Source organism: Ensifer sp. LC11, from assembly GCF_001695835.1.
Lineage (GTDB): Bacteria > Pseudomonadota > Alphaproteobacteria > Rhizobiales > Rhizobiaceae > Ensifer.
Genome location: NZ_MBSO01000039.1, coordinates 1 through 19,890, shown reverse-complemented (window position 1 = coordinate 19,890; position 19,890 = coordinate 1). Strand labels below are relative to the sequence as shown.

The window sequence follows — 19,890 nt, the reverse complement described above, 5'->3', positions numbered from 1 at the left end:
TCGCGCACCAGGCCGTTTGGAATCGATGAGATTGAAGATAGGCTGCGCCGCGCGTTCGAAGGGACGCGCGGCGCAGGCGTTTTCGGGAGGGGACTTTGCAGATTTCGGCCGAGCGGACTGAAGAACAACCGCGCACGTCACGTGCGGGCATCGCCGGCTGGATGCTGTTCGATTGGGCGGCACAACCGTTCTTCACGGTCATCACCACTTTCATCTTTGGCCCCTATTTCGTCTCCCGCCTGACCGAGGATCATGCGCTCGGCCAGGCGATGTGGGGCTACACGCTGACCGTTTCCGGCATCATCATCGCGGTCCTTTCGCCCGTGCTCGGCGCGATCGCCGATGCGACCGGGCCGCGCAAACCCTGGATCGCCTTTTTCGCGGTGATCAAGATCGTATCGCTGGCCATGCTCTGGTTCGCGGCCCCAGGCTCGCCAATCCTCTATCCGGCAATCTTCATGATCCTCGCAACGGTCGCGGCAGAGTTCTCGATCGTCTTCAACGATTCGATGATGCCGCGCCTCGTCCCGGAGAAGGACGTCGGCCGCATCTCCAACATCGCCTGGGGTCTCGGTTACCTCGGCGGCATGATCGTGCTCATCGCCGTCGTGGCGCTTCTTGCCGGCAGCCCGGAAACCGGCAAGACCGCGGCTGGCATCGACCCCCTGTTCGGTCTGGATCCGGCGCAAGGAGAGGATGCACGCATCACCGGACCGATCTCGGCTGCTTGGTATCTCGTCTTCATCTTGCCGATGTTCCTCTTCACCCCTGATGCGACCAAGGCCACCATGTCGCTTGGAAAGGCGACCGTCACTGGCCTTCGAGAACTGAAGGGCACGCTCGGCGAACTCAAGGAAAGAGCGGGCATTCTGCGTTTCCTGATCGCCCGCATGATATTCCAGGACGGCGTGAACGGGCTTCTGGCGCTTGGTGGCACATTCGCCGCGGCGATGTTCGGCTGGCGGACGCTGGAGCTCGGCATCTACGGCATTATCTTGAACGTCGTCGCCATCGGCGGCTGCCTTTATGCAAGCAGGCTCGATACACGGCTCGGCTCCAAAGTCATCGTCACCGCAAGTCTCGTCTGCCTGACACTGGCAACGATCGGCATCGTCTCAACCGGCCCCGGTTTCACGCTCTTCGGCCTCGTCCCGCTGTCGACAGAGGATTCCGGCAGCCTGTTCGGCACGGCGGCCGAGAAGGCCTATATTCTCTATGGCCTCTTGGTCGGCGTCGCCTTCGGCCCGGTGCAGGCCTCGTCGCGATCCTACCTCGCCCGCAGCGTCAGCCTGGATGAGGCGGGCCGTTACTTCGGCCTCTATGCGCTTTCCGGCCGTGCCACGTCGTTCCTCGCCCCTGCGTCGGTCGCCACGATCACGCTTGCCACCGGCTCGGCCCGCATCGGCATGATGGCGCTCATCGCCTTCCTGGTCGTCGGCCTGCTCATTCTTCTGCGCACGCCCTATCCGGCCGACGACGGACGCAAAAAAGCCGCCGCATCCTTCGGACGCGACGGCTTCTAAGTTTCAGACGGATAACCCGGGATTCCGGGATAGGCGTGAAGCGCCTCTCCGGAACTGAGTCAGTGGCGGAAGTGGCGCATGCCGGTGAAGACCATGGCAACGCCATGCGCGTCAGCCGCCGCAATCACCTCTTCGTCGCGCATCGAGCCACCCGGCTGGATGACGGCCGTGGCGCCGGCCGCGATCGCCGAGAGCAGACCGTCAGCAAACGGCAGGAAGGCTTCGGACGCAACGGCAGAGCCCTTGGTGAGCGGCGTCGCAAGGCCCAGCGCCTTGGCCGCTTCCTCAGCCTTGATGGCCGCGATACGGGCGGAGTCGACACGGCTCATCTGCCCGGCGCCGATGCCGGCCGTCTGGCCCTCCTTGGCATAGACGATCGCGTTCGATTTCACGTGCTTGGCCACCTTGAAGGCGAACTTCATGTCTTCCAGTTCCTGGGCCGTTGGCGCACGCTTGGTCACGACCTTCAGCTCAAGATCCTCGACCATGCCATTGTCACGCGTCTGCACGAGCAGGCCGCCGGAAACGGTCTTGGCGGCAAGACCCGGAATCCGTGGGTCCGGCAGACCGCCGGTCGCAAGAAGGCGCAGGTTCGGCTTACGGGCAATGACCGCCTTTGCCGCATCGCTGACCGACGGCGCGATGATCACTTCGGTAAAGAGCTTGACGATCTCTTCAGCGGTCTCCGCATCGAGCTCCTGGTTGAGCGCGATGATGCCGCCGAAGGCCGAGGTCGAATCGCAGGCAAGCGCCCGGCGATACGCTTCAACGAGCGTCGGTGCGGTCGCAACGCCACAGGGGTTGGCGTGCTTGATGATCGCGCAGGCCGGCGCTTTTTCCGGAAGGAACTCGGCGACCAGCTCGAAGGCCGCGTCCGTGTCGTTGATGTTGTTGTAGGAGAGTTGCTTGCCCTGAAGCAGCGCTGCTGTGGCCACGCCCGGACGGTTCTCACCGGTCAGGTAGAAGCCGGCCTTCTGGTGCGGGTTCTCGCCGTAGCGCATTTCTTCCTTCAGCACGCCACCAATGACCCGGTGACGCGGCATCGGCGTGTCGAGCGCCTCGGCAAACCAGTTGGAGATGGCAGCGTCATAGGCCGCGGTGCGGGCATAGGCCTTGGCCGCCATCTTCTGGCGGAAAGCATAGGTCGTCTTGCCGGCAGACAGTTCTTCCAGCAGCAGCGGATAGTCGGCCGGATCGGTGACGATCGTCACATAGGCGTGGTTCTTGGCCGATGCGCGGATCATCGCCGGGCCGCCGATGTCGATGTTCTCGACCGTCGTCGGATAGTCGCCGCCCTGGGCGCGAACCTCTTCGAAGGGATATAGGTTGATGATCGCAAGGTCGATCGCCGTGATGCCATGGGTCGACATTGCCGCTACATGATCGGCGTCGTCGCGGATCGCCAGCAGACCGCCGTGAACGCCTGGATGCAACGTCTTGACGCGGCCGTCCATGACCTCGGGAAAGCCCGTCAGTTCAGAAACGTCGCTCACCGGCAGGCCGGCTTCGGACAGCGCCTTGTGCGTGCCGCCGGTCGAAACGAGCCGGATGCCCTTTTCGTTAAGCGCACGCGCCAGCTCGACGACGCCTTTCTTGTCGGACACGGAGAGGAGGGCGGTGCGGACCGGAACCTCGTTCGGGGCGGGGATTTTCTTGGAGGCGACAGCCATCAACCATGCTCCTTTGACGGCGCCGGAAGCCCGGGAGAAAGCTCCGGCGGTTGGGATGGCTGCCCGTTAGCATAGCTTGTCCGCCGAAGAAACCTTAGGCATGCGCACGGCGCTAAAATAAGCGCTTCAGTTCGCCCGCGAGAAGGTCCATTGGATCTCAGGGTGGCTTGCGACCGAGAAGGTCACGGTCAGCTGCGACGAGGCCCGGATGCCGGAGGGATCGGCAAAGAAGATATCCTCCTCGACTGCGAGTTCGCCGTCCTGACACGCAAACAGCCAGGCCTCACCGTCCGGCGCCGTCAGAAAAACCTCGCGCGCATTGTTCGGACGGATGGCGACCGCCGGATGAATGTGGAAGCGGGCGATCGCAACGGCGGTGTTGCCTTCCTCGGGATCACTGCCATCGGCGCGCGTCAGCCGATCGCGACCGCGGATCATGCGGCCGCCGTTCAAGACGCCGATGTCGCGCTCGTGCATCAGGCCGAAAGCGGCAAGGTAGCCATCGTGACTTGCCGCTACCGACTCGAGCCCGCCTGGTTCATCCTTGCGCGCCGCCATCACCTTGGAAACGCCGGTCGTCATGATCGGTCCAAGAAAGCGTGACTGGGAGAAGCGCGAGGATGAGGTGTCGTTGACCGTAACCGTCGAATGCGCCGCCGTCATCCGCGACATCTGCCGGAAACGTTCGCCGGCAAATTTTGGGGCACCCGAATTGACGACGAAGCGCGTCTTGCCCGAAGACATTTCAAAGGACAGGCACCCCGCATGGGCGCTGCGCGAAAGATCGACGGAATGCGGCCGGCCCGTATCGATGATGACAACCGTTTTTTCCATCGCCAGGCGCTCGTAATGCGCATGCGGCAGCGTCCGGAAAGGTTCGCCGGCCGTCTCATCGTAGCGAAGCACTGAAGCAAGCTCATGCGCCAGAACCGAAGTCGCACCGTTAAACAGCGCCAGTTCGCCCCCCTGATGTCGAAAGAAACGCAGGGCTGGGTACATGCGGTCGATGCAAGGTATCAGGCGCGACGGTACATCGTGACCGAGATTGACGTAGGTCTGCCGGAGCGGCAGCAGGTCCAGCAAGAGCTCGAGGCCCGCCCGTGGGCTGCGGGAGCAGTGGCTGCCATCAGGCAGAATCTGGCGGTCGAGTTCGTAGTCAAGGTGGCGCGCGGCTTTGCGAATGACACTGGGGGAGGCAGGCATGGCAACGGAGGCCATGGCGAGTGCGAGCCGCACTCTAAGCCGTGCCTCACCGTCACGCACCGTCTCGGCGATATGGCGAAGATAGCGCACCTGAAGGGCGAGGCTCTTCAGGAAACGGCGATAGAAACCGTGCTCGGCGTTGCGCAGGACGACGGGCGAATGAGAAAGCCAGGCTATGATGCGCTGGGCGATGATATCGGCATCCCAGGCAACGCCGCCGAAGTCGCGGCCATGGGTGGCGATCCAGTCGTCAACGATCTGGCGCAGGCGCACAAACCCGGCATCTTCGCGGATCGCCCGCAGATGCCTCAGCCACCCGAAGGAATGCAGCCGAGATGCAAACTCGCGCGACGGAAGGTCGATCTCGAACGGCGATTCGCCCTCCGTGTCGAGAACACGACCGGCAAGCGGGAAACGCCCGGAGAGAATCTCTTCGGCAACAAACGGGTCGACGGCTCTCAGATCGGTTGGTGCAACGATCAGGCGGTTCGGCGTCGAGCCGGCAAAACGCAAGGCGGAAACACGCCCGATCGACAGACGACGCGACACACGGCGCCAGCCTTCACGCATATACAGGTAAGAAAGCCTTCGCCTGCCGGAAAACATCAACGCCGCCGGTTTCCTCATTTCTGGCACGACCGCTCATAGTATCCGAGCGGGCCATGGCCTCGCGCAGCCAAGACATGGTGCTGGAAAGACCATTAAACTTTTATCAATCTTGCCATCTTTGATAGGCTTCTGGCTTGAAAGCGTCAAATGACGCGGCAAGACAGGGGCTTGAGCCCCGTCTTGTAGCATCGAAACCAAGCTAGAGATCCTATTTGCGGCGAATCACTGCCGCGTAGAAGCCATCAAGGCCGCTCGCGAACGGTGCGTCGAGCGGCAACATTGCCGGTGTCGTCCGCATTTCACCAAGCGGCGTGATTGCGTCCTCAAGTCCCGGCCAATCCGCCGCCGAAATCGGGACCCGTTCATAGGCTGCGCCGGAACCGACGACCCGGTCGACAACCTCTTCGCCTTCGAGAGGATCGAGAGAACAGTTGGAAAAGACGACGATACCACCAGGCTTGACCACGGTGAGCGCATGGCGCAGCAGCCGTTCCTGCAAGGCGGCGAGCTTTTCGATATCCTCCGGCCCCTTAGTCCATAACACGTCGGGGTGGCGCCGCGTCGTGCCGGTGGAGGAGCAGGGTGCATCGAGCAATGCCGCGTCGAACAGCGTCTCCGGCTGGAAGTCGGCCATGTTGACTTCCTTTGTCTCGGCCTCCAGTCCCAGCCGCTTCAGATTGCCCTTGAGACGACGAAGCCGGCTGCCGGACTGATCGAGTGCGGTGACTTCGGCGCCGGCGAGGATGAGCTGGGCGGTCTTGCCGCCAGGTGCCGCGCAAAGATCGACCGTCCTCTTGCCGCGGAGGTCGCCAAACAACCGCGCCGGGATCGATGCCGCAGCATCCTGAACCCACCAGGCACCTTCATCGAATCCGGCTAAGGAAGGAATGGTTCCGGAAAATTCCCCGAGACGAACGGAGCCAGTCGGCAGCACCGTGCCGCCGAGCCGCTCCGCCCAGATCGTGGCATCCGACTTGACTGACAGATCGATCGCCGCCGGCGTCAACTGCGCTTCTGCGATCTGTTCGGCTTGGCCAGGGCCATAGCGGCTGACAAGGCGTTCGTAAAACCATTCCGGCATGGCCGGCACGTCACGCGTGGCCTCGAGAAGAGCATCCTTTTCGCGCGAAAGGCGCCTCAGAACGGCATTGACCAGATTGGCGAACCGGCGATTGCGCGGATCTGCCTGCGCCTGCTCGACGGCAAGGTCGACCGCGGCATGATCAGGCACATCGAGATAGAGGATTTGCGCCGCCGCCACGGCAAGCACATGCTCAAGAGCGCGCGCGCCTTCCGGCAACGGTGTCTGCAACAGCGAATTGATGGCAGCCTGCATGCGCGGCAGATGACGAAGGGCAGAGTTCAGGATTGCGCGCACCAACGCGCGGTCGGCCTCATTGAGCTCGCGATAGGCCGGATTGCCATGTTCGTGATCGAGCATGCCATCGAGTGACGTCTTGCGGTCGATGACGGCGGCGAGGATCTTTGCCGCTGCCTGCCGTGCCTTCATGCCCGGCTTTTCCGGACCGCGCGGCTCTGGTGCCGGCTTTCTGGATTTTGCGCCACCTTTGTGCGGTGATCGTTTCGGGCGTGAATCGTTTTTGTTTTCTGCGGACATCAGGACCAGGGACCTTTGGGCGGTTCGGAACCACCGCGACCCCAACCGGTAGAAGGCACAGAGCGCGATTTGCGCACGGGATTATCAGCACGAACCGGCGGCGTCGAGACCGAAGGCATCTCCTGCGCCATCTGCATGAGCGCAGCGATCCTGTTCTCGGTGTTCGGGTGGGTCGAAAACAGGTTGTCCATGCGCTCGCCGGAAAGCGGATTGATGATGAACATATGCGCCGTCGCCGGATTGCGCTCGGCATCGTCGTTGTGAATTTGGTGGGCAGCGCCGGCAATCTTCTGCAGCGCCGAGGCCAGAGCCAGCGGCTTGCCGCAGATTTCCGCACCACGACGGTCTGCGGAGTATTCCCGCGTGCGGCTGATGGCCATCTGCACCAGCATCGCGGCCATGGGTGCGACGATCATGGCGACCAATGTGCCGACGAAGCCCAACGGGTTGTTGTTTTCGCGGTTGCCGCTGAAGAAAAACGCGAAATTGCCCAGCATGGAAATGGCGCCCGCAAGGGTCGCCGTCAACGTCATCGTCAGGGTATCGCGGTTCTGCACGTGGGCAAGCTCGTGCGCCATCACGCCTGCAACCTCATCATGGTTGAGGGCGTGAAGCAGGCCGGTCGACGCCGCAACCGCGGCATTTTCCGGATTGCGTCCAGTGGCGAACGCGTTTGGCTGCGGGCTGTCAATCACATAGACGCGCGGCATCGGCAGGCCGGCATTGCCGGCGAGGTCACGCACGATGCCGTAATATTCCGGGGCGCTGCGCTCATCGACCTCCTGCGCGCGATACATGCGCAGCACCATCTTGTCGGAATTCCAGTAGGAGAAGAAGTTCATGGCCGCAGCCATGACGAAGGCGATCATCATCCCGCCACGTCCGCCGATAGCAAAGCCGACGGCCATGAACAGGGCGGTCATGACTGCAAGCAGCATGGCGGTACGGACAAGGTTCATCAGCGGGCTCCGGGACGTCGATGTTTCACGTGAATCAGGGTTCCCGTCACGGGAACAGCACCCTATATGATGGGTACAAACGCTCCATTCTTCAATATTGATGCGCGAATCCGGATACCGTTCAGATGCAAAACGACAATGACAATGCCCCCGATCGGCCAAAACGGCCGTTGCCGCCCGCGGCGCTGCGGGCACTGAAGGAAGCCGAGGAGCGACGCCAGGCCGAGGAAAAGAAGGAGCTGCCGCCCGAGATCGGTGGTCGCGGCGGTGAAGATCCGGCCCGCTTCGGCGACTGGGAGATCAAGGGTCGCGCGATCGATTTCTAGATTTTGACGCAGCGGCTGACAATCGCAGCCGCTTACGTGACGATCTGAATCCGGCTCACAAAATTATCTGCGAGCCAACGCGCTTCATTGTGGCAGCCCTGCGGTTATGCCTGTTTGCAGCGGAGAGCCCGCTGCACGCCCAATCAACGTGCAGCGGTTTTTACACGTCAGGCCTTGTTCTGCCGATTGGCGATCAGGTCGTCGACAACGGCCGGATCGGCGAGCGTCGAGGTATCGCCGAGCGCGCCGAAATCATCCTCGGCGATCTTGCGCAGAATGCGCCGCATGATCTTGCCCGAACGGGTCTTGGGAAGACCCGGTGCGAACTGGATCTTGTCCGGCGTGGCGATCGGGCCGATTTCCGAACGAACATGCTTCACCAGCGCCTGGCGAAGCTCGTCATTGCCGATTTCACCGGCCATCAGCGAAACGTAGCAATAGATGCCCTGGCCCTTGATCGGATGCGGGTAGCCGACAACGGCGGCCTCCGAAACGAGGTGGTGCGAGACCAGCGCCGATTCCACTTCGGCCGTGCCGAGACGGTGGCCGGACACGTTAAGCACGTCGTCGACGCGACCGGTGATCCAGTAGTAGCCGTCCTCATCACGACGGCAGCCGTCACCGGTGAAATACTTGCCCTTGTAGGTGGCGAAGTAGGTCTGGCCGAAGCGCGCATGGTCGCCGTAGATCGTGCGCATCTGGCCCGGCCAGCTGTCGGTGATGCAGAGGTTGCCGTCGGCGGCACCCTCAAGCACGTTGCCTTCATTATCGACGAGCTGTGGCTGAACACCGAAGAACGGCCGGGTGGCCGAACCGGGCTTGAGATCCGTCGCGCCCGGCAGCGGCGTGATCAGGATGCCGCCGGTCTCGGTCTGCCACCAGGTATCGACAATCGGCGACTTCTGCTCACCAACGACGTTGTAGTACCATTCCCAGGCTTCCGGGTTGATCGGTTCGCCGACCGAGCCGAGCAGGCGCAGCGACGAGCGCGACGCGCGCTTGACGAAGTCGTCGCCGGCACCCATCAGTGAACGGATCGCGGTCGGCGCCGTGTAGAAGACGTTGACCTTGTGCTTGTCGACCACTTCCCAGAAACGGCCGGCATCGGGGAAGTTCGGCACGCCCTCGAACATGACCGTCGTCGCCGCATTGGCGAGCGGCCCGTAGACGATATAGGAGTGGCCCGTGACCCAGCCGACGTCCGCCGTGCACCAGTAGACTTCGCCGTCACGGTAATCGAAGACATATTCGTGCGTCATCGACGCGTAGACGAGATAGCCGCCGGTCGTATGCAGCACGCCCTTCGGCTTGCCGGTCGAGCCGGAGGTGTAGAGGATGAACAGCGGATCTTCCGCCTTCATCTTCGCCGGCTCGCAGTGCGGCTTCACGGTCGCGATTTCCTGGTGATACCAGAGGTCGCGGCCCGGTGCCCAGGCGGTCTTGCCGCCCGTGCGGCGCACGACCAGTACCTTGTTGACGATGACATGCTGCTTGGCGGCAATGTCGATCGCTGTGTCGGTGTTTTCCTTGAGCGGGACAGGCTTGCCGCCGCGAACGCCCTCATCGCAGGTGATGACGAAGGTGGATTCGCAGTCGACGATGCGGCCGGCGAGCGCATCCGGCGAGAAGCCGCCGAAGACGACCGAATGGATGGCGCCGATGCGGGAGCAGGCAAGCATCGCATAGGCCGCTTCGGGGATCATCGGCATGTAGATGGTGACGCGGTCGCCTTTCTTGACCCCGTGCTTCTTCAACACGTTGGCGAGGCGACAAACCTGCTCGTAGAGCTGGTTGTAGGTGATCTTCTTGTCGATATAGGGGTTGTCGCCTTCCCAGATGATCGCGGTCTTTTCGCCATGCGTCTTCAGGTGGCGGTCGATGCAGTTGTAGGAGACGTTGGTGAGGCCGTCTTCGAACCACTTGATCGAGACCTTGCCCTTGAAGGAGGTGTTCTTGACCTTGGTATAGGGCTTGAACCAGTCGATCCGCTTTCCGTGCTTGCCCCAGAACTTTGCCGGGTCTTCGACGCTCTCCTCGTACCACTTCAGGTAAGTGGCATTGTCGAGCAGAGTCCGGCTCTTGGCAGACTTCAACACCGGATAGATCTTGGCGGACATATTTTCCTCCCTACGCATTCCTAGTGCGGCTCGCCCCTCCTAGGGCAAGCCCGTTTCGCGGACATTCATAGCAGGTCAAATGCCCGCCGCAATTAGACAAAAGGACATTTGGAACTGAAGAATTGCAATTTCGCGACAAGGACGGTATAGAGGCCCACATTTCCCGGAAATCAGTGGTAGACTCCACGGCCCGCGACACCGGCGCGGCGGACAAAAGGACTATATCCATGGCTCAGCAACTGCTTATGCCCAAGGCAACGGCCGTCTGGCTCGTTGACAATACCGCGCTGTCCTTCGACCAGATCGCGCAGTTTTGCAAGCTGCACCCGCTAGAAGTAAAAGCGATCGCCGACGGTGAATCCGCGCAGGGCATCAAGGGGCTCGACCCGATTGCCACAGGCCAACTCTCGCGCGACGAAATCGCCCGCGCCGAGGGAAACCCCAATCACAAGCTGAAGCTTTCGGAGCCGAAGGTTCGAGTCCCTGACTCGAAGCGCAAGGGTCCGCGCTACACGCCGGTTTCGAAGCGCCAGGATCGCCCCAACGCCATTCTCTGGCTGGTGCGCAACCATCCCGAGCTTAAGGACGCGCAGATTTCGCGCCTCGTCGGCACCACCAAGTCGACGATCGAGCAGATCCGCGAACGTACCCATTGGAACTCGGCCAACCTGACGCCGATGGACCCGGTCACGCTTGGCCTGTGCTCGCAGATCGATCTCGATCTCGAAGTCGAGCGCGCCTCCAAGGGCCGTCCGCTGCCGACCGCTGCCGAACTCGGCGCGACCCTCGAATCGGCCCAGGAAACCGAGAAGCTCGGTTTCAGCTACGAGCGCGAAGAGGAGAAGGAAATCGATGCCGATGCCGTCTTCGCCAAGCTCAAGTCGCTGAAGTCGGATCGCAAGGACGAGGACGAAGACGATCACTATTGATCGCCTTCAAGGCCAATGAACAAAGCCCGGATCGGCGATCCGGGCTTTTTTATTGCGTACGTTTCAATAGGCCGAGCCGGCCGGATTGTTCAGGTTGTGGCGCTCGGTTCCTTTGAGCGGCGGATTGAAGACGCTGACGAGGATCAGATCCTCATCCTGTCCGCCGCGCAGAAAGTGCTTGTCGTGCTGGTCGAGCACATAAATGTCACCCTTGCGGATCGGGAAGACATTGCCCTGCATGTCCTCGACCTCTCCCTGGCCGGCAATGCAGTAGCAGGCCTCAAGATGGTTTCGGTACTCCAGCAGGGACACCGTGCCGGCGCGCACCACCGTGTGGCACACGGTGAAACCCATGCCATCCCTTTCGGTCAACAACCGATGGCTGGTGCCGCTGCCCCACTCGACAAAATGATCCGTTGCTTCGATCTCCCGCAGACTGCGCACGAACATGGGTCTCTCCTTTGTAAGAATTTCTAATGCATGAGGGCTCGGTCTTCGCCGAAATCCGCAGTGAGATCAGTATCCGTTGACATCCTTGGCCTTTCAAACGACGATTTCTCGGCCAATAGATGAGGAAATCTTACAGATGACACTGCCACCGCTCGGGATGCTGCGCGCCTTCGAAGCTGCAGCGCGCCTGGCCAGCTTTTCGCGCGCGGCGGACGAGCTGCATGTAACGCATGCCGCCGTCAGTCATCAGATCCGGCTGTTGGAGGCATGGTTCGGCCGACCGCTCTTCCTGCGTGAGAAACGCGGTGTGCGACTGGCGTCGGAAGCAGAAAGCCTGGCAGCGACGCTGACAGCCTCGTTCGAACGCATCGCCATGGAAACCGAGCTTCTGCGGCTCAACGCCAAGGCGCAGGTGAGCGTTGCTTGCATTCCCTCGATCGCCACCCGCTGGCTGATCCCGGCACTCAGCGGGTTTCTCGGCAATCACCCCGAAGTCGACGTAAAGGTCGTCTATGCCATGGCCGAGCAGCAGCTGCGCGAGACCGGCTGCGATATCCTCATTACGCTCGGCGCCGACAAAAGCGAGGGAACGCGCTCCGATCGGCTGTTTTCACGTATCAACCGGCCGGTCGCGAGCCCGCGCTATCGCGAACGGAAGGGTGCGTTGAATTCACCGCAGGCAATCGCTTCCGCCGATCTGCTGCATGACGAAACCACGTCACGCTGGCGCGATTGGTTCGCACGGGCGGGGCAGGAGGCCACACAGACGTTGCGCGGCCCCGTCTTCCAGGATTTCAATCTTCTCGCGACAGCCGTGATCGCCGGCCACGGAGTTGCCCTCTGTCCGGTCGAGGTCTTCAGACGAGAAATCGAAAGCGGCGACCTCGTAGTATTGTCCGAGATCGCGACGCTTGAGGACGAGGGCTATTTTCTCATCACCAAGACCACGCGCTCAAAAGCGGTCGCCGCTTTCAGCGATTGGTTCTCGGCGATCGTTAAGGCCTGATGCAAGTGAGACGCCGGCTCATTTCATGAGCCGGCTCAGCAATCCCGGCCATCAGTCGTCAGAGACCGATACCGCGGCCATGCAGCACCAGGGTGATCTCGTCGAGAATGGCCGGGTCATCGATGGTTGCCGGCATCTTCCAGGGTTGGCGATCGGCGATCTTCTGGATTGTCGCCCGCAGGATCTTGCCCGATCGCGTCTTCGGCAGCCGCTTGACGCAAATCGCCATGCGGAAAGCGGCCACCGGACCGATGCGCTCGCGCACAAGACTGATGACCTCGCGCTCGATTTCCGATGTTTCACGGGAAACATTGGAGTTGATCACCAGAAAGCCCGCGGGCACCTGGCCCTTCAAAGCGTCGGCAATGCCGATCACGGCGCATTCGGCGACATCAGGATGGCTGGCGCAGACTTCCTCCATGGCTCCGGTGGACAGACGGTGACCAGCGACGTTGATGATGTCGTCGGTGCGCGCCATGATGAAGATGTAACCGTCCTCATCGAGATAGCCGGCGTCGGCCGTTTTGTAGTAGCCGGGAAACTCCTCGAGATAGGCGGCACGAAACCGATTGTCGGCATTCCAAAGTGTCGGCAGGCAGCCGGGCGGAAGCGGCAATTTGACGACCACATTGCCGAGTGTGCCGGGACCGACCGGATGCCCGGCATCGTCGAGGATCTGCACGTCATAGCCCGGCAGCGGAACGGCGGGCGAGCCGTATTTCACCGGCAGCAGACCGAGACCCATGGGATTGCCGGCAACGGGCCAGCCCGTTTCCGTCTGCCACCAGTGATCGATAACAGGCACACCAAGCCCCTTCTCGGCCCATCGGATCGTATCCGGATCCGCCCGTTCGCCGGCGAGAAACAGCGCACGAAACCGCGACAGGTCGTAGCGGACCGCAAAGGTCGCGTCCGGATCCTCCTTGCGGATCGCCCGGAGAGCCGTCGGGGCGGTGAACATGACCACGACGCCATGCTCGGCAATGATGCGCCAATAGGTGCCGGGATCGGGCGTTCCGACCGGTTTGCCTTCAAAGAGGATCGAGGTGCTGCCGTTCAAAAGCGGCCCATAGACGATATAGGAATGTCCGACGACCCAGCCGATATCGGACGCGGCCCAGAACACCTCGCCAGGCTGAACCCCGAAGAAATTCTCCATCGACCATTTGAGCGCGACCATGTGGCCGCCATTGTCGCGCACCACGCCTTTGGGCTGGCCGGTCGTGCCCGACGTATAGAGCACGTAGAGCGGATCGGTCGAGGCGACGGGCACGCACTCGGCCTCGTCACCGGCCTCCTTCGCCGATGCCAACGCCCCCGCGAAATCGATGTCGCGACCATCGGTCATGGCGGCTTCCGCCATATCCCGCTGAAAAACGAGACAATGGGCCGGTTTATGAGTCGCGATCTCGAGAGCCGCATCGAGCAGCGGCTTGTAGGCAACCGTGCGGCTGGGTTCGATGCCGCAACTTGCCGAGACCACGAGTTTTGCCTGGCAATCGTCAATGCGCACCGCCAGTTCATTGGCGGCAAAACCGCCAAACACCACCGAATGCACTGCGCCAATGCGGGCGGCCGCAAGCATCGCGATCGCCGCCTGCGGTATCATCGGCATATAGAGGATAATGCGGTCGCCCTTGCCGACACCGAGCCGGCGATAGACCGCAGCGAGCGCCCTCACATCGGCAAGCAGTGCCGCATAGGAGATGTGCTCGACCCGCCCGGTGACCGGGCTGTCGTAGATGAAGGCGATCTGATCGCCGCGACCAGCCTCCACGTGGCGATCCACGCAGTTGTAGCAAGTGTTGGTGGTGCCGCCGGCAAACCAGTGGCCATAAATGCCGCGCTCAGCATCGAAGGCGCGCTCCGGCCTTTCGAACCAATCGATGGCGTCGGCGGCAACCAACCAGAAGCCCTGTGGATCCGCCTTCCAGGCGGCGTATACCTCGGAATAGCGACTCGCCATTTCCGTTCCTCCCTATGCATGCTGCCGGACAAATCCGGCCTCCTCGTGCACAAGGATAGGCTAATGAGAGAGCAGGGGAACCCCGACGAAAGCGTAATGCGACGAAGTGGCGTTACCGCGCGCCAAAGATGGCCGAGCCAACACGCACGCTGGTGGCGCCAAACTGGACGGCCGTCTCGAAATCGCCAGACATGCCCATCGACAGCTTTTCAAGCTTGCAGGTGCCAGCAAGCTTGGCGAGCAGCGCAAAATGCGGGCCAGGGTTTTCCTCGACCGGCGGGATGCACATCAACCCCTCGATGGAAAGACCCAGCTCCTGCCGGCAGAAATCGACGAAAGCGGCGGTTTCCTCCGGAGCGATACCGGCTTTCTGCGGCTCGAGCCCGGTGTTCACCTGGACGTAGAGCCTGAGGTTTCGGCCCTGCTTCTGCATCTCACCAGCGAGCGCGCGGGCAATCTTCTCGCGATCGACGGTTTCGATGACATCGAACAGGGCGACCGCCTCGGCCGCCTTGTTCGACTGCAGCGGGCCGATCAGGTGCAGCTCGAGGCCTGATGTCTCCGCCTTCAGCTCCGGCCACTTGCCCTGTGCTTCCTGAACGCGGTTCTCACCGAACACGCGCTGGCCTGCAGCTATTACCGGCCGGATCGCATCAGCGTCGAAGGTCTTGGAGACGGCGACCAGCGTAGCGGCGCCCTTGCGATGGGCAGACTTTTCTGCCGCCTGAATCCGGCTCACGACATCCTGCAACCGCTCTTGGACTTCCATGGACCTTTTCTCCGAAACCGATTTCTCAAACCACTCACCGAGCGGATTAGGCAAAGTTGGTCGACTTGCCAAGACCGCCCCCTTCGTGACGGGCGCAAATCCGCCAAAGTGTCGCGGCAAACCCTTCAAAAACTTGACCGTCAGGCGGTTTCGTGGTGAAGGTCACCCCAACTATCATGAGCGCGCTTCATGCGCCCCTAGAACTTCCGGAACATCGAAAAGTCATGTCTAGCGAACGATACAATCCGCGTGATGCCGAGCCCCGTTGGCAGCAGGAATGGGAACAGAACGAGGTCTTCCAGACCGAGAACGATGATCCGCGCGAAAAGTACTACGTGCTCGAGATGTTCCCCTATCCGTCGGGCCGCATTCATATGGGCCACGTGCGCAACTATACCATGGGCGACGTGGTGGCGCGCTACAAGCGCGCCCGCGGCTTCAACGTGCTGCACCCGATGGGCTGGGACGCCTTCGGCATGCCGGCTGAAAATGCCGCAATGGAGCGTGGCGTGCATCCGGCGAGCTGGACCTACCAGAACATCGCCTCGATGAAGGCGCAGCTGAAGGTCATGGGCCTTTCGCTCGACTGGAACCGCGAGTTCGCAACCTGCGACCCGGCCTACTATCAGCGCCAGCAGCACCTGTTCGTGGATTTCCTGGAAAAAGGTCTCGTCTACCGCAAGCAGTCCAAGGTCAACTGGGACCCGGTCGACAACACCGTGCTTGCCAACGAGCAGGTAATCGACGGCCGCGGCTGGCGCTCCGGCGCTCTGGTTGAGCAGCGCGAACTGACGCAATGGTTCTTCCGCATCACCGACTTCAGCCAGGAACTGCTTGACGCTCTGGACACGCTGGATCAGTGGCCCGAGAAGGTCCGCCTGATGCAGAAGAACTGGATAGGCCGTTCGGAGGGCCTGTCGCTGCGCTGGGAACTGGTGAAGGGTACCGCCGGCGACGAGACCGAGCTTACGGTTTACACGACCCGTCCGGACACGCTGTTCGGCGCCTCCTTCCTGGCGATCGCCGCCGACCATCCGCTGGCAAAGCAGGTGGCGGCGACCAATGCGGACGTCGATGCCTTCTGCGAGGAATGCCGACGCGCGGGCACGTCGCTCGCCGCACTGGAGACGGCCGAGAAAAAGGGCATCGACACCGGCATTCGCGCCAAGCATCCACTTGATCCGAGCTGGGAACTGCCTGTTTATGTCGCAAACTTCGTATTGATGGACTATGGCACGGGCGCCATTTTCGGCTGCCCCTCCGGCGACCAGCGCGACCTTGAATTCGCGCGCAAATATGATCTTCCGGTCGTTCCGGTCGTCATGCCGGCGGATGCCGATGCCGCGACCTTCGCGATCGGTGACGAGGCCTATGTCGGCGACGGTGTCATGATCAACTCGCGCTTCCTCGACGGTCTGTCGATCGAAGCGGCCTTCGAGACCGTTGCCTCGAAGCTCGAGAAGGAAACGCTCGACGGCACACCGCGCGCCGAGCGCAAGGTGAACTTCCGCCTGCGCGACTGGGGCATCTCCCGCCAGCGTTACTGGGGCTGCCCGATCCCGGTCATCCATTGCGAAGATTGCGGTGTCGTGCCGGTTCCGAAGGCCGACCTGCCCGTCGTCCTGCCGCCGGATGTTACCTTCGACAAGCCCGGCAATCCGCTTGACCGCCATCCGACCTGGCGTCACGTCGCCTGCCCGCATTGCGGCAAGGATGCCCGCCGCGAGACGGACACGATGGACACCTTCGTCGATTCGTCTTGGTACTTCACCCGCTTCACCGCGCCTTGGGAAGACAACCCGACCGATCCTGCCGTTGCCAACCACTGGCTGCCGGTCGACCAGTATATCGGCGGCATCGAGCACGCGATCCTGCATCTGCTCTATTCGCGCTTCTTCACCCGCGCGATGAAGGCGACCGGCCACGTCGCAGTCGACGAGCCGTTCAAGGGTCTGTTCACGCAAGGGATGGTCGTGCACGAGACCTACAGCCGCGGCGAGGGCGCCCAGCGCGAATGGGTGACGCCAGCCGAAATCCGCATCGAAGAGCTTGATGGACAGCGGCGCGCCACCCTCATCGAGACCGGCGAAGAGGTCGCCATCGGTTCGATCGAGAAGATGTCGAAGTCGAAGAAGAACGTCGTCGACCCGGACGATATCATCGCCTCCTACGGCGCCGACACGGCCCGGTTCTTTGTTCTTTCCGATTCGCCCCCGGATCGCGACGTGATCTGGTCCGAAGCGGGCGTCGAGGGCGCCCATCGATTCGTCCAGCGCGTCTGGCGCCTGATCAGCGAGGCAGCGGAGAAGCTGCGCACGGTCGAGGCTCAACCGGCATTCGACGGCGAGGGCCTCGCTGTTTCACAAGCCGCCCACAAGACGCTGCGCGCGGTGGAGGCCGACTACGACAAACTGGCCTTCAACAAGGCCGTGGCGCGCATCTACGAGCTCGTGAACACGCTCGCCGCACCGCTGACCCAGGTTGCAGCCGGCAAGGCAGCTCCGGCGCTTGCCAGCGCCGTGAAAGACGCTGCGACGATCCTGATCAATCTCGTCGCGCCGATGACCCCGCACCTTGCCGAGGAATGCTGGCGTGAAATCGGCGGCGAAGGCCTGATCGCGGAACAAGGCTGGCCGTCCTTCGACGCCGCCCTGGTCGTCGAGAACGAAATCACCCTGCCGGTGCAGATCAACGGCAAGAAGCGCGCCGATTTGACAATCGCTCGCGATGCGGATCAGAGTGCGATCGAAAGCGCCGTCCTGGCGCTCGATGTCGTCAAGTCCGCTCTCAACGGCAGCACCCCCAAGAAAATCATCGTCGTGCCCCAGAGGATCGTCAATGTCGTTGTCTGATAGAGCTGGTTTCCGCATCCGGTCTGTTCCGGTGCTGGCTGGCATGCTTATGTTGACCGCGCTCGCCGGCTGCCAGGTCAGGCCGCTCTATTCCGACAGCGTCGGCACGTCCACGGCCTTGGCAGCGATCGAGATTTCGGACGCCGATGACCGCGTCGAACAGGAAGTTCGCAACGCGCTGATCTTCCTGGTCGCCGGTGGCCAGGGTGAGCCTGCAAACCCGCAGTATCACCTGGCGCTGAACGTCACCAGCCGGGCGATGGGCGTGCTCTACGACCAAGCCAAGGACCGAGCCGGCGCCGGTCGCATCGTCGTCAAGGCGGATTACAACCTGACGAAGACCGGTACCGGTGAGACAGTCAAGTCCGGCAACCGCTCGGCGGTCGCCCTTGTTGACTTCCCGGTCCAGGAGTTTGCCAAGGTGCGGGCTATACGCGACGGCGAGAACCGCGCCGCAAAGGAACTGGCTGAGCTGATCCGCGCCGACATTGCCGCGGCCCTCAGCCGCTAGCCGGTGCCGGAATGAGCGAAGTCAAGTCGCACGAGTTCGACTCGTTCCTCCAGAAGGCAGCCGGGGTCTATCGCCTGTTCATTCTCTACGGGCCCGACCGCGGGCTCGTATCCGAGCGGGCGTCGGCAATTGCGTCGCGATCCGGCGTGCCGCTCGACGATCCCTTTTCGGTCCTCAAACTCGACGTCAGCGAATTGGCCCTGTCGCCAGGCAGGCTGCTTGACGAGGTGAATGCGATCGGCCTCTTCGGCGGTGAAAAGCTCGTTTGGGTTCGCGGTGCCGCCAACGAAAAGGCGCTTGTCGACGCACTCCAGATTCTCGCCACCGAGCCTCCTTCCGGTAGCTACGTCATCGTTGAAGCCGGTGACCTGAAAAAGGGTGCAGCACTCCGCAAGATCGGTGAAACCGCCCGTTCGGTCGCATGCATTGCCTGCTACAGCGACGACGTGCGCAGCCTGCAGGCGCTCATCGACAAGGAACTGGGCGACGAGAAGCTGGGCATCAGTCCGGGTGCGCGCCAGCGGCTGCTGGAAGCGCTTGGCGGCGATCGTCTCGCCTCGCGCAACGAGTTGCGCAAGCTCGCTCTCTATTGTCGCGGAAAGTCGACGGTGGACGAGGAAGACGTTCTCGATATCGTCGGCGATGCCAGCGCCATTTCCGTCGACGACGCCGTCGACGCCGTCCTGAAGGGCGATCTTGATGGGCTGCTACATGCGATGCAGAAGATCACCACGTCGAAGACGCCAGCCTTTCTGGTGTTGCAGGCTTGCCTGCGCCAGTTTCAGCAGCTCGATGTGATGCGCGCCGAGATGGATGCGAGCCGGCAGCAGGCAAGTCAGGTGATCGCAACGCTTGGCCGCGGCCTCCATTTCCGGCGCAAGCCGATCGTTGAAGCCGCCCTCAAACATTGGTCGTCCCCAGCGATAAGACGCGAACTCAATCGCCTGCAGACCACCATCTATCAGAGCCGCAGTCGAGCGAGCCTTGAAGAGAGCCTGGTTCTACAAAATCTGTTGGCGATCGCCGTGCAATCGGCACGACGGTAGGCGCGCGAACCGTCGTTTCCGCTGCGCATCATCGGCAGACGCCCTTGTCGCCCGGCCAACTCAGATCGGTAGGATTTTGGCGCCCCGGGGCCGTCGACACCATGGTCTCATCAGAGACCATGGATAACGGCGGGGCGCAATCTATTCGCATACCGCGAGCGAAATTGGGATGACCAAATCCGATTTGGTTCCACATAATCCTTAAAAAACATACATTTAAAGCATCGTACGTTTAATCAGACGCATACCCTGCCGCCTTGAGATAGTTCCAGCACTCGGTTCTGTTGAAGAGGTTGCAGATGGACCCAAGGGCGTTTGAGAGCGTGTCGAAGGTTC

At 62.0% G+C, this 19,890-nt stretch carries 15 protein-coding genes; 7 read left to right on the top strand and 8 right to left on the bottom strand.

Features of this window, described 5'->3' with window-relative positions; genetic code table 11:
* Window positions 1-95 precede the first annotated feature (95 nt).
* Window positions 96-1,523, top strand: a complete 1,428-nt coding sequence (locus BBX50_RS23390; protein ID WP_065777716.1) for an MFS transporter — start codon at window positions 96-98, stop codon at window positions 1,521-1,523.
* A 59-nt stretch (window positions 1,524-1,582) separates the two neighbouring features.
* On the opposite strand, the gene purH is transcribed toward BBX50_RS23390, so the two are convergent.
* The 4 genes from purH to htpX form a co-directional block, all read right to left on the bottom strand.
* A complete protein-coding gene (gene purH / locus BBX50_RS23385) occupies window positions 1,583-3,193 on the bottom strand; it encodes a bifunctional phosphoribosylaminoimidazolecarboxamide formyltransferase/IMP cyclohydrolase (protein WP_065777715.1) in 1,611 nt (536 codons plus the stop codon).
* 126 nt (window positions 3,194-3,319) lie between these two features.
* Window positions 3,320-5,005, bottom strand: coding sequence for a heparinase II/III family protein (locus tag BBX50_RS23380; RefSeq protein ID WP_065777714.1), 1,686 nt, complete (start codon window positions 5,003-5,005; stop codon window positions 3,320-3,322).
* Between the two features lie 208 nt (window positions 5,006-5,213).
* On the bottom strand, window positions 5,214-6,623 hold the full coding sequence (locus BBX50_RS23375; RefSeq protein WP_065777713.1) for an RsmB/NOP family class I SAM-dependent RNA methyltransferase: 1,410 nt from the start codon (window positions 6,621-6,623) through the stop codon (window positions 5,214-5,216).
* Entirely contained in the window at window positions 6,623-7,582 is a 960-nt protein-coding gene (gene htpX / locus BBX50_RS23370; protein ID WP_065777712.1) for a zinc metalloprotease HtpX, read from the bottom strand. Before htpX ends, BBX50_RS23375 begins: the two co-directional genes overlap by 1 nt.
* Before the next feature lie 125 nt (window positions 7,583-7,707).
* Here htpX and BBX50_RS23365 point away from each other — a divergent pair, with 125 nt between their 5' ends.
* Window positions 7,708-7,908, top strand: a complete 201-nt coding sequence (locus BBX50_RS23365) for a DUF1674 domain-containing protein (RefSeq protein ID WP_065777711.1) — start codon at window positions 7,708-7,710, stop codon at window positions 7,906-7,908.
* 167 nt (window positions 7,909-8,075) lie between these two features.
* Here BBX50_RS23365 and acs read toward each other — a convergent pair whose 3' ends face one another.
* On the bottom strand, window positions 8,076-10,025 hold the full coding sequence (acs, locus tag BBX50_RS23360; protein WP_065777710.1) for an acetate--CoA ligase: 1,950 nt from the start codon (window positions 10,023-10,025) through the stop codon (window positions 8,076-8,078).
* Between the two features lie 227 nt (window positions 10,026-10,252).
* On the opposite strand from acs, the gene BBX50_RS23355 reads away from it, so the two are divergent.
* Window positions 10,253-10,954 (top strand): DUF1013 domain-containing protein, encoded by a 702-nt coding sequence (locus tag BBX50_RS23355; protein ID WP_065777709.1) that lies wholly within the window; start codon window positions 10,253-10,255, stop codon window positions 10,952-10,954.
* A gap of 63 nt (window positions 10,955-11,017) precedes the next feature.
* Here the strand turns inward: BBX50_RS23355 and BBX50_RS23350 are convergent, their stop codons facing one another.
* Window positions 11,018-11,404 carry an ectoine synthase gene (locus BBX50_RS23350; RefSeq protein ID WP_065777708.1) on the bottom strand — a complete coding sequence of 129 codons (387 nt, stop codon included), beginning with the start codon at window positions 11,402-11,404 and terminating at the stop codon, window positions 11,018-11,020.
* A gap of 136 nt (window positions 11,405-11,540) precedes the next feature.
* Between BBX50_RS23350 and BBX50_RS23345 the strand changes: the two genes are divergently transcribed.
* Window positions 11,541-12,410: a LysR substrate-binding domain-containing protein gene (locus tag BBX50_RS23345; RefSeq protein ID WP_065777707.1), complete on the top strand. Its 870-nt coding sequence runs from the start codon at window positions 11,541-11,543 to the stop codon at window positions 12,408-12,410.
* A gap of 58 nt (window positions 12,411-12,468) precedes the next feature.
* Here the strand turns inward: BBX50_RS23345 and BBX50_RS23340 are convergent, their stop codons facing one another.
* Window positions 12,469-14,376: a propionyl-CoA synthetase gene (locus tag BBX50_RS23340; protein WP_065777706.1), complete on the bottom strand. Its 1,908-nt coding sequence runs from the start codon at window positions 14,374-14,376 to the stop codon at window positions 12,469-12,471.
* Window positions 14,377-14,488: 112 nt separating this feature from the next.
* A complete protein-coding gene (locus BBX50_RS23335; protein ID WP_065777705.1) occupies window positions 14,489-15,145 on the bottom strand; it encodes a YggS family pyridoxal phosphate-dependent enzyme in 657 nt (218 codons plus the stop codon).
* A gap of 224 nt (window positions 15,146-15,369) precedes the next feature.
* On the opposite strand from BBX50_RS23335, the gene leuS reads away from it, so the two are divergent.
* Genes leuS through holA form a run of 3 tightly spaced genes read left to right on the top strand, consistent with a single transcriptional unit; the run spans window position 15,370 to window position 19,554 of the window.
* On the top strand, window positions 15,370-17,997 hold the full coding sequence (leuS, locus tag BBX50_RS23330) for a leucine--tRNA ligase (protein ID WP_065777704.1): 2,628 nt from the start codon (window positions 15,370-15,372) through the stop codon (window positions 17,995-17,997).
* Complete coding sequence (gene lptE, locus BBX50_RS23325; protein ID WP_065777703.1) at window positions 17,984-18,508, top strand: LPS assembly lipoprotein LptE; 525 nt, start codon at window positions 17,984-17,986, stop codon at window positions 18,506-18,508. The genes leuS and lptE overlap by 14 nt, the downstream gene beginning before the upstream one ends.
* An 11-nt stretch (window positions 18,509-18,519) precedes the next feature.
* Window positions 18,520-19,554: a DNA polymerase III subunit delta gene (gene holA / locus BBX50_RS23320; protein WP_065777702.1), complete on the top strand. Its 1,035-nt coding sequence runs from the start codon at window positions 18,520-18,522 to the stop codon at window positions 19,552-19,554.
* Window positions 19,555-19,890: the final 336 nt, after the last annotated feature.

Bases quoted from the DNA above. Each gene is read 5' to 3' on its own strand.
- BBX50_RS23340 (WP_065777706.1), bottom strand. From the start codon at position 14,376: ATGGCGAGTCGCTATTCCGAGGTATACGCCGCCTGGAAGGCGGATCCA.
- BBX50_RS23355 (WP_065777709.1), top strand. From the start codon at position 10,253: ATGGCTCAGCAACTGCTTATGCCCAAGGCAACGGCCGTCTGGCTCGTT.
- BBX50_RS23375 (WP_065777713.1), bottom strand. From the start codon at position 6,623: ATGTCCGCAGAAAACAAAAACGATTCACGCCCGAAACGATCACCGCAC.
- BBX50_RS23345 (WP_065777707.1), top strand. From the start codon at position 11,541: ATGACACTGCCACCGCTCGGGATGCTGCGCGCCTTCGAAGCTGCAGCG.
- purH (WP_065777715.1), bottom strand. From the start codon at position 3,193: ATGGCTGTCGCCTCCAAGAAAATCCCCGCCCCGAACGAGGTTCCGGTC.
- lptE (WP_065777703.1), top strand. From the start codon at position 17,984: ATGTCGTTGTCTGATAGAGCTGGTTTCCGCATCCGGTCTGTTCCGGTG.
- holA (WP_065777702.1), top strand. From the start codon at position 18,520: ATGAGCGAAGTCAAGTCGCACGAGTTCGACTCGTTCCTCCAGAAGGCA.
- leuS (WP_065777704.1), top strand. From the start codon at position 15,370: ATGTCTAGCGAACGATACAATCCGCGTGATGCCGAGCCCCGTTGGCAG.
- BBX50_RS23350 (WP_065777708.1), bottom strand. From the start codon at position 11,404: ATGTTCGTGCGCAGTCTGCGGGAGATCGAAGCAACGGATCATTTTGTC.
- acs (WP_065777710.1), bottom strand. From the start codon at position 10,025: ATGTCCGCCAAGATCTATCCGGTGTTGAAGTCTGCCAAGAGCCGGACT.
- BBX50_RS23365 (WP_065777711.1), top strand. From the start codon at position 7,708: ATGCAAAACGACAATGACAATGCCCCCGATCGGCCAAAACGGCCGTTG.
- BBX50_RS23335 (WP_065777705.1), bottom strand. From the start codon at position 15,145: ATGGAAGTCCAAGAGCGGTTGCAGGATGTCGTGAGCCGGATTCAGGCG.
- htpX (WP_065777712.1), bottom strand. From the start codon at position 7,582: ATGAACCTTGTCCGTACCGCCATGCTGCTTGCAGTCATGACCGCCCTG.